Annotated in this window: 12 protein-coding genes; all 12 read left to right on the forward strand. The window is 50.4% G+C overall.

What is annotated here, in order from left to right; all coding sequences use genetic code 11:
* The first annotated feature begins 947 nt into the window (after positions 1–947).
* The 12 genes from BM173_RS14135 (at position 948) to BM173_RS14185 (ending at position 13,408) form a co-directional block, all read left to right on the forward strand.
* A complete protein-coding gene (locus BM173_RS14135) occupies positions 948–1,961 on the forward strand; it encodes an NAD-dependent epimerase/dehydratase family protein (protein WP_090483124.1) in 1,014 nt (337 codons plus the stop codon).
* Between the two features lie 5 nt (positions 1,962–1,966).
* A complete protein-coding gene (gene tviB / locus BM173_RS14140; protein WP_281247540.1) occupies positions 1,967–3,262 on the forward strand; it encodes a Vi polysaccharide biosynthesis UDP-N-acetylglucosamine C-6 dehydrogenase TviB in 1,296 nt (431 codons plus the stop codon).
* Between the two features lie 262 nt (positions 3,263–3,524).
* The gene (locus tag BM173_RS14145) at positions 3,525–4,805 is read left to right on the forward strand and encodes a lipopolysaccharide biosynthesis protein (protein WP_143089660.1); all 1,281 of its coding nucleotides are present in this window, start codon (positions 3,525–3,527) and stop codon (positions 4,803–4,805) included.
* 2 nt (positions 4,806–4,807) lie between these two features.
* Positions 4,808–5,899 (forward strand): glycosyltransferase family 4 protein, encoded by a 1,092-nt coding sequence (locus BM173_RS14150; protein ID WP_090483116.1) that lies wholly within the window; start codon positions 4,808–4,810, stop codon positions 5,897–5,899.
* Between the two features lie 63 nt (positions 5,900–5,962).
* Positions 5,963–7,057, forward strand: coding sequence for a glycosyltransferase (locus BM173_RS14155; RefSeq protein WP_143089661.1), 1,095 nt, complete (start codon positions 5,963–5,965; stop codon positions 7,055–7,057).
* A gap of 50 nt (positions 7,058–7,107) precedes the next feature.
* Positions 7,108–8,052: a hypothetical protein gene (locus BM173_RS14160; RefSeq protein ID WP_143089662.1), complete on the forward strand. Its 945-nt coding sequence runs from the start codon at positions 7,108–7,110 to the stop codon at positions 8,050–8,052.
* Positions 8,053–8,090: 38 nt separating this feature from the next.
* The gene (locus BM173_RS14165; protein WP_090483119.1) at positions 8,091–9,221 is read left to right on the forward strand and encodes a glycosyltransferase; all 1,131 of its coding nucleotides are present in this window, start codon (positions 8,091–8,093) and stop codon (positions 9,219–9,221) included.
* 25 nt (positions 9,222–9,246) lie between these two features.
* Positions 9,247–10,371: a glycosyltransferase family 4 protein gene (locus tag BM173_RS14170; RefSeq protein WP_090483120.1), complete on the forward strand. Its 1,125-nt coding sequence runs from the start codon at positions 9,247–9,249 to the stop codon at positions 10,369–10,371.
* Positions 10,372–10,900: 529 nt separating this feature from the next.
* Complete coding sequence (locus tag BM173_RS14650) at positions 10,901–11,062, forward strand: hypothetical protein (RefSeq protein ID WP_177201921.1); 162 nt, start codon at positions 10,901–10,903, stop codon at positions 11,060–11,062.
* Between the two features lie 16 nt (positions 11,063–11,078).
* The gene (locus BM173_RS14175; protein WP_281247541.1) at positions 11,079–11,639 is read left to right on the forward strand and encodes a sugar transferase; all 561 of its coding nucleotides are present in this window, start codon (positions 11,079–11,081) and stop codon (positions 11,637–11,639) included.
* Positions 11,636–12,271 carry an acetyltransferase gene (locus tag BM173_RS14180; protein WP_090483121.1) on the forward strand — a complete coding sequence of 212 codons (636 nt, stop codon included), beginning with the start codon at positions 11,636–11,638 and terminating at the stop codon, positions 12,269–12,271. Before BM173_RS14175 ends, BM173_RS14180 begins: the two co-directional genes overlap by 4 nt.
* A 3-nt stretch (positions 12,272–12,274) precedes the next feature.
* Entirely contained in the window at positions 12,275–13,408 is a 1,134-nt protein-coding gene (locus tag BM173_RS14185) for a DegT/DnrJ/EryC1/StrS family aminotransferase (protein WP_090483122.1), read from the forward strand.
* Positions 13,409–13,723 lie beyond the last annotated feature (315 nt).

The raw sequence follows: 13,723 nt of genomic DNA on the forward strand, positions 1-13,723 counted from the left end.
TGCTCTTCGGAAAACCTCGTTCTCTTCATCTCGTCCGTCCTTCTGTAAGGGCCGGACTCTAATCCAAATTGGAGGAAAATCAGGGGGTCACGTCAAGCGGAGTAAAGTGGTGGATAGCTTCCAGATCCAGTGTAATTCGTTAGTGAAGGGTCCTGATTCGATCTAGGTTAGACGCCCTGTCCGCCAGCACTCTGGAAAATTAAATGTTTGGCACGGCTTCTGAAGTGGCGCCAGCACCACGGCCCATCTCGCACATATCCTTTGTGAGGTGTTGAGTTTTGCGTGAAAAAGTCTATCGCTCTATGATGAATGGTGCGATGGCAGCATCACATCGTCGCTTTCCACTCGCTCGGAACTGGTGTGACCCGGCTTCGGTGCAGTAGCTTGTTTGGTGTTGGTGCGTTTTCATGAGCCTCATGTTCAGGAAGATACTCGCTTTCGGATTTTGTGGCTTCTGGAAGCTAAACCAGAAATGTCGCAGCGAAAATCGGCTCACTCTGTCGGCAGAAGTGCGGGTAGCTATTATTGTCTCTTGAGCGCATTGATCGAGCGTGGATGGGCTAGGATGGGCAACTTCAGTGCTAGCGCTGACAAGCGTCGCTACGCTTGTGTTTTTACTCCACAGGGTTCGGCAGAGAAGGCTGCAATCGTTGGGCGATTTCTTTCATGCAAGTGCGAAGAGTGCGATGCGCAAAGGCGAGGGGCATTTGGCCTTGAAGCGGAGTTAGGCAAGCCCCGGAAAATTCTTCGCAAACCCAAAGAGATAGGGTAGTGAGGATCATCGTATTGAGACGGCTCAAATAAGCTTACCCATGTTAAGCGACTACGCAATTTCCACAAGATCATAGACAGTTGAGAAATCATATACGAGGGCTGATCTCGGGAGCGCTGCATTTCGCAGCAACACGTCGCGTCTCGCTCTCACAGAATTGGATACGCAAAGTATAATGAAACGAATTTTAATTACAGGAACTGCGGGATTCATCGGCTTCCACCTAGCGAAATTGCTCCTAGAGGAGGGATACGTCGTTCACGGCATTGACGCCCTGACAGACTACTATGATGTCAACCTGAAGCGTCGCCGGCAACAAGTATTGCTTCAATCGCAAGGGTTTAGCACCACAGAATGTTTGCTTGAGGATACGGACAGAGTCTCACTGGTTGGTCGTGAGTTCGAGCCGGATGTGATTGTTCATCTGGCTGCGCAAGCTGGGGTTCGCTATTCGTTGGAGAACCCACGCGCATACCTTGAGAGTAATATCGTGGGTACTTTTAACATCATGGAGATAGCAAGAGAGCTTAAAGTTGAGCACCTCCTGATGGCCTCAACCTCATCTGTTTATGGCGCTAATGAGGAAATGCCCTTCAGCGAAAATGATAAGTGCGACACACCCCTGACTTTTTATGCGGCGACAAAAAAGGCCAATGAGAGTATGGCTCACTCCTACGCCCATTTATGGGGCCTGCCGACCACGATGTTTCGGTTTTTTACGGTCTACGGGCCATGGGGAAGACCTGATCTGGCGCTTTTTAAGTTCGTTGACGCGATGCTCGACGGCCGACCGATCGATATTTATAACCATGGGGACATGTATCGGGACTTCACTTACGTTGAGGACCTCGTGCGTGGGATCCGTCTCCTTATCGATGCAGTTCCAGTGCGTCCTGAAGGTCCAGAGGGCATCGAAGATGGAGATAGTCTGTCGCCTGTTGCTCCCTATCGCGTAGTGAATATTGGGAACTCCGAGAAAGTCAAATTGCTCGATTTCGTTGACGCAATTGAAGGCGCGCTCGGGATTAAAGCAAAGCGTCACTATATGGACATGCAAAAGGGTGATGTGCCCGCAACATGGGCCGACGCTAGCCTTTTGAAGAAGCTCACCGGATACCAGCCTCAAACAGATGTCAGAACTGGCATAGACCAATTCGTTGCTTGGTTTCGTGATTATTACAGGAAATAGAATTGATGACAGCCACTGCACCACTGCCGAAGCTGGAGGACAGCCGCATCGCGATCATTGGTCTCGGATATGTTGGCCTTCCATTAGCTGTGGAGTTCGGCAAAACGCGCTCAGTAATTGGCTTTGATGTCGACGAGGATCGAATTGAAGCTCTGAAGAATGGGCGTGATGCTACGCTTGAAGTGAATGACCGGGAACTTGCCGAAGCACGAGGTCTCGTTTTCGAATCTGATCCTGATTCCCTAAAGAATGCAAATTGCTACATCGTCACGGTGCCAACGCCTATTGACTCCAGTAATCGGCCTGATTTGACCCCTCTTTTACGAGCTTCGAAAACAGTGGGCAGTGTCCTTAAGCGAGGCGACATCGTGATTTACGAGTCGACTGTTTATCCTGGTGCTACTGAGGAGGAGTGTGTCCCCGTATTGGAGCATGTGTCCGGACTCAGACATAATGAGGACTTTTTCACCGGCTATAGCCCAGAAAGGATCAATCCGGGCGATAAGGTTCATCGTCTTACCACGATCACTAAGATCACCTCGGGTTCAAATTCAGAGGTAGCTGCCCACATCGATGCACTTTATTCTTCGATCGTGACGGCCGGAACCTATAGGGCGTCATCTATTCGAGTTGCCGAGGCGGCGAAGGTTATAGAGAATACGCAACGGGACTTGAATATTGCGCTCATTAACGAGCTCGCTATCATTTTTAATAAAATGGGTATCGATACGGACGCGGTCCTTCAAGCGGCGGGCACAAAATGGAATTTCCTTCCCTTTCGCCCCGGACTGGTTGGCGGTCACTGCATCGGCGTCGATCCCTATTATCTTACCCATAAGGCAGAATCGTTAGGCTATCACCCTCAACTGGTCCTCGCCGGTCGCCGGTTGAATGATGGCATGGGTGCCTACGTGGCAGGGCAACTGGTTAAAGAGATGATAAAGCACCAGATCCAAGTGAACGGCTCTAAGGTGCTTGTGATGGGCTTGGCTTTTAAGGAAAATTGCCCTGATTTGCGAAACACGCGCGTGGTCGACGTGATTGAGGAACTAAAGGATTACGGCGTCGATGTCGACGTTTATGATCCTTGGGTCAATTCGAATGAAGCCGAGCGTCAATATGGGATCCGTCCGATCTCGATGCCTCCCGAAAACGCCTACGACGGTATCGTTGTCGCAGTCTCACATCAACAATTTGAGGATCGAGGGATCGATTCCATTCGCGCACTCGGACGGGAAACCCATGTTCTTTACGATCTAAAGGGGATTTGGCGTGCGGACCAAAGCGACTTGAGGCTTTGAGTCGATCAATCAGGATGCGAGAGGGTTTAGCGTCAATGGCCGGCAAATCGGAATTTTGTAGCTCAGCCAAGTATCTCAACTTGCCTTGCCGGTTTTCTGTAGGTCGTTGACTTTCTATTAGCGACTTTTGCAATTATTTAGACCCCGAGGGGGCGGTTCGCCTATGTATAGCCTTCGCTAGATAGCCTATATCTGCACTTTTCTGCTGGTTAATCGTACGAATTAACAATAACCCCAGCTGGAGAAAGGCTGGAATACGTCAATGCGTGTAATGCTTAAAAATTTAGCAACTTTGACGGGGGCAAGCGGAATTACTGCTCTTGCAGGACTGGCTTCGCTCGCATTGAACACCCGTGGGCTTGGGGTGGAATCCTTTGGCGTGCTGTCACTGATTCTTGCCTACACCGCGCTTTTCGCAGGTGTAGCGACGTTTGACGTTTGGCAGCCAATAGTGAGACTAGGGGTGAGAGCGCCCCGAGCCCTTGGCCTCATCCTCTCGGCAGGAATAATTTTGGACATTTTCGCCGCATTTGCGGCAACATTAGCAGCACTTCTCGGGAGCGTGTATCTTGGTGGTTGGATCGGCATCGGCGAAGATTACATTTGGTTATTGCAGATATACGCTATTTCCCTACTTTTTGGCATCGTGGGTACTCCCAAAGGTTACTTTCGATTGATCGATCGCTTTGATATCCTAGCTCAATATCAAGTCATGCTTTCGTTGGTAATGCTCTTTTCTTCTTTTATACTTTGGTGGGTTGAGGAAAAAATTGTTTTATATGTCATGGTATTTGCAACCATAGCAGTCATCTATAAAATTTCGCTAATGGTTCGAATGCTCATAGAATTACAAAAAAATGATGTGCGCCTCATGTCGCCCTATTCGAGCTTAAGAGGGCGGAGGGTGTTCAAGATGATGTTAAAAAATTCGGCAAGCACAAGCCTCGTGTCGACATTCGCAACAAGTCGTCGTCAAGTGGCGCTTCTAATCGTTGGGGGTCTGCTTGGCGGGGCTGCAGCAGGAATTTTCGCGGCTGCAGCTAGCCTTGCATCTGCTTTTGCCAAATTTTCGAATTTAGTATTCCAAGTGATCTTCAAAGAATTTGTCCAGGCAGCAAAGAGATTTGATCCGAAGTTATGGCATCGCAAGATTATGAGACTTACCGCTGTGGCTGCTCTAGTGGCTGCGTTCGCATCGATCGTCGGCTTGCCGATAGGCTCTCTCGTTCTGCCAACCGTTCTCGGCAACCATTTCATTGCTTCTGTGCCGGTATTCAGTGGCCTTTTTGCCGCCGAGTGCATTCACCTTGCATTTCTACATTTAAATCCTGTCATTCAAAATAAGGTGGGACCTAAGGCTCTTATCCCGATTGCTGCCGCCGGTCTCGGAATATTCGTGCTTATAGCCATTCCGCTGGCGCATAGCTGGGGCGTTATTGGGGTTGCTCTCGCAATCGTCGCCGCAAATGCGATGATGGCGTTGGCTCTGACTGTCTTAGCCGATCAATTGCTCCGTCGTTCCATTCTAACGAGAGAGGTTTAGCGATGGCTAAATTTCTCTTCTGTCTTCCGCGCTTTCATACCAATGCCGTGCCTTGGGTCCGAATCTTGAAGAACGCAGGACATTCTGCTGTGATACATGTGGTGACTGAGGGAGCTTCGGAATCTACAAAAGATATCGAGGTGCTTCGCTTGCCTCCAGGCAGACTGTCAGCTTTCTTCAAGCGTCGATTGAAAGAAAGTGGACAAAATGATCCTTACGCGGCGCCTGGATTCTCAAATTATTGGTCGATCCTTTCTAGAGAAAATCCTGACGTAGTTCTCATTAGGGGGGTCACACGATGGTTTTCGCGAACCGCGTTGATTGTATGTCTTCTTCAGCGCCGCAAAGTAGTGATATACGATCAAGAAGACCCGGTCCCAAGTGCACTAAGCACTTGGATTCGTCGCGCTGCTTTGAGAGTTATTGGTATCTCCCATGTCACGGCTCGGTTGCCTCAAAAGCCCCCACCGAAAAGCTTTGCGAAAGCTCAGTCGCTTCCATTTGGTGCACCAGAGGATTGGAAGAGTTCGAGTGGCCGAAGGAAATGGGTCGGTGCTCCGAAAATTTTAATGGTCGCGAAATACAGAAACCGAAAGGGGCATCACGCTTTGTTGTTGGCGCTTGCAAAGTTGGCGTCCGAATATAAATTCAGCTTAACTTTTTGTGGAGAAGAAGTGAGCTCAGAGGATACACTTTTCGTTAAATCGATTTCTGAACACGCAAAACTTCTCGGGCTCTCAAATCGCGTGAGTTTCCAGAACAACCTCCCTCATTCGGATATGGGGGCGTTGTACCGTGCCCACGATCTTTTTATTTTGCCCTCACTGAATGAACCTGCTGGCGTTTCGCCTTGTGAAGCAGCTTGGCACGGTTGTGCCGTGCTAGTATCTCGGGATACAGGCACCCGCGGCTATTTTCCTCCTGGGCCTGATTTCGAGTTCGATCCCGAGGATGTGAACGATATCGCTCGTTCATTGAGAACTCCACTTCAAAACCGCGAAGCACTCGAATCCCTACGAAATCGCTGCCATAGTCATATTTTGGATGTCGCGGATGATAAATCCGTGCTTTGCATCTTCGAGCGTCTGCAATAAAACGTATAAGCTCACGATTTGCTTGCTTGGGCAGATCAGCTGCGAGCGGCAAGGGTGGGTAGGGTGCCGAGAGAAAATCGACATATTGCTATTTTCATCCCCTCTCTGGGCGGTGGTGGTGCTGAGCGTGTCATGGTTACTCTAGCAAACGCTTTTGTGGAGCGTGGGCATTCTGTGGACCTTCTTTTAGCCCGAGCTAAGGGCCCGTACTTGCATGAGGTATCGAATAAGGTTCGCATCGTCGATTTGAAGGCGACACGCGTAGTGCGATGCCTCTATCCACTCTATCGTTACCTTCGTCGTGAAGGGCCCGATGCTATGCTTTCCGCTCTTAATTATGCAAATGTCATTGCGATACTCGCTTGGAAACTGGCGCGAGTTTCTACTCGGATGGCGGTCAGTGAGCGCAGTAGCTTAGCTAGAAATCCCACTTCGTTTACTGGTAAAGTTACACGACTATTGATGCGCTGGCTGTATCCGAAAGCGCACAAGGTGATTTGTGTTTCCAATGGCATTGAAGCCGACATACGGGAAATAATCCAGGTACCGCCAGATAAGACGGTCACAATTTATAACCCAATTGATGTAGAAATGGTTCACGAAAATATGACTGCGCCATTGGCACACCCTTGGTTCACGAACGAAAGCGCGCCAGTCATTCTTGCAGCAGGCCGTCTGACCGAAGCAAAAGACTATCCCACCTTGCTCCGGGCGTTCGCTTTATTTCGAAATGAACGCGATGCAAAGCTCGTTATTTTGGGACAAGGCGAAGACCAAGCGAAATTGAAAACTTTGTCACAGAATCTCGGGATTTCAGCGGATGTCGATTTCCTTGGCTTTCAAGGCAATCCCTTTGCGTATATGTCCCGGTGTGACCTTTTCGTAATGTCGTCCGCATGGGAGGGTTTCCCGAATGCACTCGTGCAGGCCATGGCCTGTGGTGCGCGAATCGTGAGCACCAATTGTCGAACGGGTCCAGATGAGATCTTGGAGTATGGGAAGTGGGGAAAATTAGTCCCTGTGGGAGACTTCGCCTCTTTATGTGCAGCGATGGCTGACGCTTTGGACGAAGAACTACCGCCTAATGGGCGTGGACGTGTCTCCGACTTCACCACGTCCAAGATTGCAGACTTTTATGAGAACGCGATGCTCGCATAACATGCCAGAATATTCGTGGCGAAATACATCCATACTTCGGAATATCTGAAATGTTGATTAGAAAAAGCAAAATTTATGCGAGCTTGGCTACTATTCTAGTCATACCTTATGTCTTTATTGTAACTCAAGTAGTATTTCTTCGAAAAATACAATCTGATCGAGGTGATATTGCTGGTTACATAGCGAATTACGATCGGTATGTTGAATACATCTCATATACAACAAGGTCATGGATTGATTATATTACAAATGAGACGATTTTTCACTATATTTATTTTGAATTGTCGCAATATTTAGCCGATCCAGAATTTGCACTTCAGGTTCTGGCGGGGCTGTCGTCAGCTGTTCTCATCTTAGCGGTTTTTCCAAGAGATAAATCAAATATAGTGTTCTTGATCCTGTTGCTCCACCCTCGTGTTCTTGACCTAATGTCGTCTCAAATTCGCTTCGCGGTCGCCATCTCAATGTTCATCGTGGTTTTGATGGCCATACAAAACCGAATGCGTGGATTATTTGCATTACCTATCTCCACTATTCATACATTCTTCCTTGCTGCTGGATTATTTACCGCGTTTTTCGATCATTATCTATATAAGAGAAGAATAATTCATGCTTATGCTATAGCATTATCTATCGCTCTTGTATTAGTTTTCGGTGCTGAACTTTTTTTGAGCTACATTGGTGATCGGCGTTCTGAACTTAACGATGGCGCCAAAAGCTTTGGGCTCGCTTATCTTGTTATGACCCTGTTTACCTATCTTACAATTATTCACCAGAACAAAAAAATGGTATATAACGTATTTGGCTTCCTGTGTATAGTTTCTGGTGCCTCGGCGATATTTACTGCAATTATTGACGGGTATGCGGAAAGGTATGTTAGTTCTTTCATTGTATTTTTTCTGGCTTATGCATCGCAAGTAAAAATTCAAAATACTATATTCGTATTTCCGGTGGTTATGCTAAATCTCCTTCTTAGCCTTTATTTCTGGATTTGAAGGTTCTCTCTTATCTGGGTTTGCTCACGGTATAATTCATGAAGATACTTCACGTTATAACGGGCCTCAACAACGGGGGGGCTGAGGCAGTTTTGGCAAGGCTTTGCATTTCGGACGATAAGAACCAGCATGTAGTCGTGTCGCTGATGGGCGTAGGGAAATATGGACCGATTCTGGAAAAGGCAGGTATTGCCGTGCGTTGCCTTCATATGCGGCCAGGTAATGTGAGCTTGCGAGGTTCATGGAAGCTTTGGCGTACTCTACGACGCGAGCGTCCCGATGTCGTGCAGACATGGATGTATCATGCGGACTTGATTGGGGGTATCATCGCACGTTTAGCGGGAATTGGTAATGTCGTTTGGAACATCCGGCATTCCGAGTTGGATACCCAGAAGTCTAGCCGGGCGACAATTATGATTGCTCGTGCATGTGCTCGCCTTTCGCGGATAGTCCCGAAGCGTATTATAGTTTGCGCTGAGCACGCCGCAGATGTGCACATGGCGCTTGGATATGACGCTGACAAAATGATCGTGATTGGAAACGGTTATGACTTGTCGCTATTCAAACCAAATGGCGTCGCCCGGGAGCGCCAGCGCAGGCTTTGGGGAATATCGTCGGAAGAATCGGCTATTGGATATGTTGCTCGTTTCAATGCTGAAAAGGATCATGCAAATCTACTAGCTGCGATCGCGAAGCTCAGAACTCGCCGGCGAAGACTGCGTTTGCTGCTAATCGGGCCTGGAATGGAAGATGAGAATAATGAGCTTTCCCGCTTATTGGACGAGCACGATCTGAACGACTTAGTACTCTTATTGGGCTCGCAAGACGACGTGCCCAGCTGTATGAACGCGATGGATTTGCACGTTATGTCCAGTTCGGCTGAAGGCTTTCCAAACGTACTTGCTGAAGCTATGGCTTCGGGCACGCCCTGTGTGAGTACAGACGTGGGCGATGCGTCGCTTATTGTTGGTGATACTGGTTGGATTGTGGCTCCGCGGTGCCCGGAAGCTCTTGCGGAAGTAATCGAGACTGCTCTCGCGGAGATGCAGGATGTGCACGCTTGGATGGCTCGCAAGAGAGCGGCCCGCGCGCGTGTCGAAAATAGGTTTTCTCTTGCGGCAATGGTTGCGGCTTACCGCGCGGTATGGTCTTCGCTAAGCTCATTGTAATAGCACCAATTTCCCTCACGACTATATGCGCATATTAATTCTCGCTTCCATACCCAAGTCGCTCAGCAATTTCCGCGGTGCGCTCATCGAGACACTCGTCGCTTCCGGGCACGACGTCCATGTGGGCGCACCTAGTATCTATGGTGACAGAGCCACTTGTGCTTGGCTGACCGCACGCGGCGTATCGTACCATGAGGTTCCTCTGTCGCGCACAAATTTGAATGTAGTGGACGATTTACGTTCGCTTTTAGCGCTGTATCGCCTGATGCGAAAAATTGGTCCCGACCTAGTACTCGCCTACACGATTAAGCCTGTTATTTGGGGTATGATCGCGGCAAAGTTAAGGCGTGTGCCAAAGCGTGTAGCGTTGATAACGGGGCTTGGATATGCCTTTGTCGGTGAAGCGCGAGGCAAAAGGGCTATGATCCGTTTGCTTGCGAGCAAACTGTATAAAATTGCTCTGCGCTGCGCCTCTCTAGTGTTTTTCCAGAACCCCGACGATCGCGATGATTTTCGCAAGTGGGCTATTTTGCCTGCCGATCTAAAGGTCCTTTTGGTGAATGGCTCCGGCGTCGATACAGCGACCTTTGCCGTAGCACCTATGCCGCATCGTCCGCCGCTGCGGTTCTTGTTGATCGCCCGTCTGCTTTGGGACAAGGGCATTCGAGAATATGTGCAGGCGGCAAGGGTTACACGTGAGGCTCATCCCGAGGCAGAATTTCATCTGGTCGGCCCTATCGACACAAATCCTGAAGCGATTAGCGAGACAGAGGTCCGCTCTTGGGAAGATGCAGGAATTTTGATCTGGCATGGGGCGCAAAGTGACGTACGCTCCTTAATCGGAGCGGCACATGTGTATGTATTACCGAGCTACAGAGAAGGGACTCCGCGTTCGGTTTTAGAGGCTATGTCAATGGGGCGTCCTATCATCACATCTCATGCGCCGGGATGTCGCGAAACCGTGATAGATGGCGTTAATGGCTTTCTTGTCCCTGTCCGAGAGGCAGAACCCTTAGCTTTGGCGATGCAGAGGTTCATCCGGGAACCTCATCTCGTGAAGCAATTCGGCGACGCATCCCGCAGAATTGCGGAAGAGAAATACGACGTTCACAAAGTGAACGCGGTTATAATCGAGGCGTTGGACCTTTAAAACCTCCATTGCATCTAGGTTTAACCCGAATGCAACCGATGAATAATCGAGCCGACTGACCCGTATGCGACGGAAATGGAGTCGAAACGGCACAATCGAATTTATTTGATCTCTGTTCCAAAGCTCTCAAGGCCACGCTTTCCGGGTCGAACGGTAAACAAAAATGCGACTGTCAAAATAGGTCCTGCGTTTCTTCGCTTCAAAATAATTCCCGCCTCAGTTCGTAATCCGCTACATCAAGGCCGTGAAATAGGCCATGCATCGCTGTCAATGGTTCGGCCCTATCGTTAATCTCAGAAAAGGATTGCAATCGAACAAGTGAGCATTATTCGTTCGAGCTCAAAATATCCGTAGTGTATTGATAATTTCGCCTACGGGTTTGCGAGCTATAAGGAAGAAAACAGCAAACCGTGGTTGTGGCGTGCATAACCGTCAGAGTAAAGTTAAATACCATTGGGTGGACTTTGACGGACGGTGATACCGAAGATCGGTAGTCCCTCCGCTCCTGATCCAACCCTTGGTTTCAGTGATGAAATTCTTTATCGATGATCTTGCCAAGGTGGAAACAATGGCAGATGTGGCACTTTCTCTGGTCAACGTTCGCTACGCGGCTGAAAAGATAGCGGCAAAATGCTGTCCGCGATGGATGCGTAAGTTAAGGTTGAATGATGCTTGTAAAGCGCCTGTTTGATTGCTGCGTTGCGATTATGGCTCTCACCGTGTTCGCGCTTCCGATGCTTGGGGTCGCGCTGATGGTGCATAGCAAGCTGGGTTCACCGGTGCTCTTCACGCAAATGAGGCCGGGACAGCACGGCAAGCCGTTTAGAATGCTGAAGTTCAGGACAATGCTCGACGCGGTTGATCAAAACGGCGATCCACTGCCTGACGAAAAACGCCTGACCGCTTTTGGACAGCTCCTGCGCTCGACCTCACTCGACGAGCTGCCAGGCCTGTTCAATGTGCTCAAGGGGGATATGAGCGTGGTGGGTCCGCGCCCCCTGCTGATGGACTACCTGCCGCTCTATTCGCAGGAGCAATCCCGCCGTCACGAAGTGCGCCCAGGGATCACTGGCTGGGCTCAGGTAAACGGACGCAACGCCCTGTCTTGGCCGGAGAAATTCGCGTTGGATGTGTGGTACGTGGACAACCGGTCGATGTGGTTGGACCTGAAGATCCTGTGGCTGACCGCGCTCAAGGTGGCGCGGCGGGACGGAATAAGCGCCGCTGGCGAGGCTACGATGCCGCGCTTCATGGGAGAGGTCGAGTGAAGCTCGTGGGCATTTACGGCGCGTCAGGCCATGGGCGCGAAGTGATGGCGATGTTGCCGAAGGTGGCGGATACCGATTACGTCTTCATCGACGACAACGAACAGGCTGAAACAGTGAACAACCATCGCTGCCTTTCATGGGAAGAGTTTGTGAATGCGCCGGCAAGCTCAAGGCAGGCGGTGCTTGCGATTGGCGACGGCAAGGTGCGCGAGCGTCTTTCGAGAAAGTGCGAAGATGCGGATATCGGGTTCCTCCCGGCGCATGCGGAGAGCGCGGTGATACTCGATGACGTCAAGCTGGGGGAGGGCGCGGTGCTTTGCCCGTTTTCGATGGTTACGTGCAATGTAACAATCGGTCGGCAGTTCCATGCCAATTACTACGCCCAGGTATCACACGACTGTGTCATAGGTGATTTTGTCACTCTAGCGCCCGGCGCAAGATGCAACGGCAACGTTGTTATCGAAGATCACGCTTATATCGGCAGCGATGCTGTCCTGCGCCAAGGGAGACCGGGTGAACCGCTAGTGATAGGCAAGGGAGCAACCGTCGGCATGGGCGCGGTGGTGACCAGAAATGTTCCTGCCGGGATCACCGTCGTAGGAAACCCTGCTCGTCCACTGGAGAAATACTGAATCATGCGAATCTGGCTCTCCCGCCCGCATATGTCGGGGTACGAAGAAGCACGCGTTGCCGAAGCCTTTGCATCGAACTTTGTTGCGCCGCTAGGGCCCCAGCTAGATGAGTTCGAGGATACCGTAACAGAGTACCTAGGCGGCGGCGTCCATTGCGTCGGACTGTCGTCCGGCTCTGCAGCACTGCACCTCGCGCTTAGACTTGCCGGGGTAGGCCAAGGTGATGAAGTTTGGGTTTCGTCCATGACCTTCGCTGGCGGGATTTTTCCGGTCAATTATCTCCGCGCTCAGCCGCGATTTTTCGACCTTGATCCGACTAGTTGGACAATCGATGTTGACGTCTTGGCAGAGCAACTCGATATTGCAGCTAGTGAGGGGCGGCTACCGAAGGCAATCGTTCCAACTGACCTCTATGGACAAAGTGTCGACCTTGCAGCTCTCGAGCGTTGTGCGGCAAATTACGATGTGCGCCTGATAGTAGATTCTGCTGAAAGTCTTGGCGCTTCTTACAAAGATGGGCGCATGGCCGGAACAGGCGGTGATGCAGCGATCCTCTCTTTCAACGGGAACAAGATCATCACAACGTCGGGTGGCGGCATGCTAGTCACAAGGCACAAAGCTTGGGCTGACGAAGCCCGCTTCCTGGCTACGCAAGCGCGCGATCCAGCGCCTCACTACGAGCACTCCACTTTCGGCTACAACTACCGCCTATCCAATATTTGTGCAGCCATCGGCCTTGGGCAAATGGAAGTTCTGAACGAACGGGTAGAACGGCGGCGAGAGATTTTTGGACGCTATCGTGAAGCGCTGTCCCGGCCGGGCGTCTCATTTATGCCAGAGCCTGATGGTTGGCGGTCTACGCGTTGGCTCACTGCCCTCGCGATTGATGCTGCTCTAACCGATGTTTCGCGAGAGGACATTCGGCTCATGCTTCTTGAGCATGAGATCGAAGCGCGCCCACTTTGGAAGCCGATGCATATGCAACCGCTCTATTCTGGCACACCATATTACGGCTCAGGGGTCGACGAACGCTTGTTTGAGCAAGGTCTTTGTCTTCCCTCTGGAAGCGATATGACCAACGAGCAGCAAGATGAGGTCATAGAACGCGTTGCTACGCTTCTGGACTCAAGGATCTAGAAACTCGCTCGACATAGCTGAGCCGCTAAAATTCTTGAGAAATGGGCTCCCACTCCTAGGGACCTTTTCTCTCATAGAGATTTTATCCAATCTTTGCCTGGTTCCTGATTCGATGTCTTAAGGCAGATGGGCTAGGTCGAAAAAGCTCAAACTTCAAATCTCTAGACTTGGTCACCGCGCTAAAATTTCACCGGCAGTTTCGCAAATGTAAACCAAAACATGTGACGTGACCCCCAGCTTTCCCCCAGCTGGGATTAGAGCCGGACCGCGTTGTTGCGCATGAGCGCGGTTGAAGCAATGGGCTGCGTAGCGGAG

It is taken from the genome of Qipengyuania nanhaisediminis (assembly GCF_900115585.1).
In the GTDB taxonomy this organism is placed as follows: Bacteria; Pseudomonadota; Alphaproteobacteria; order Sphingomonadales; family Sphingomonadaceae; genus Qipengyuania; species Qipengyuania nanhaisediminis.

Coding starts and splice junctions, on each gene's coding strand:
- BM173_RS14145 (WP_143089660.1), top strand. CDS start 3,525: ATGCGTGTAATGCTTAAAAATTTAGCAACTTTGACGGGGGCAAGCGGA.
- BM173_RS14165 (WP_090483119.1), top strand. CDS start 8,091: ATGAAGATACTTCACGTTATAACGGGCCTCAACAACGGGGGGGCTGAG.
- BM173_RS14170 (WP_090483120.1), top strand. CDS start 9,247: ATGCGCATATTAATTCTCGCTTCCATACCCAAGTCGCTCAGCAATTTC.
- BM173_RS14150 (WP_090483116.1), top strand. CDS start 4,808: ATGGCTAAATTTCTCTTCTGTCTTCCGCGCTTTCATACCAATGCCGTG.
- BM173_RS14135 (WP_090483124.1), top strand. CDS start 948: ATGAAACGAATTTTAATTACAGGAACTGCGGGATTCATCGGCTTCCAC.
- BM173_RS14650 (WP_177201921.1), top strand. CDS start 10,901: ATGAAATTCTTTATCGATGATCTTGCCAAGGTGGAAACAATGGCAGAT.
- BM173_RS14175 (WP_281247541.1), top strand. CDS start 11,079: ATGGCTCTCACCGTGTTCGCGCTTCCGATGCTTGGGGTCGCGCTGATG.
- tviB (WP_281247540.1), top strand. CDS start 1,967: ATGACAGCCACTGCACCACTGCCGAAGCTGGAGGACAGCCGCATCGCG.
- BM173_RS14185 (WP_090483122.1), top strand. CDS start 12,275: ATGCGAATCTGGCTCTCCCGCCCGCATATGTCGGGGTACGAAGAAGCA.
- BM173_RS14160 (WP_143089662.1), top strand. CDS start 7,108: ATGTTGATTAGAAAAAGCAAAATTTATGCGAGCTTGGCTACTATTCTA.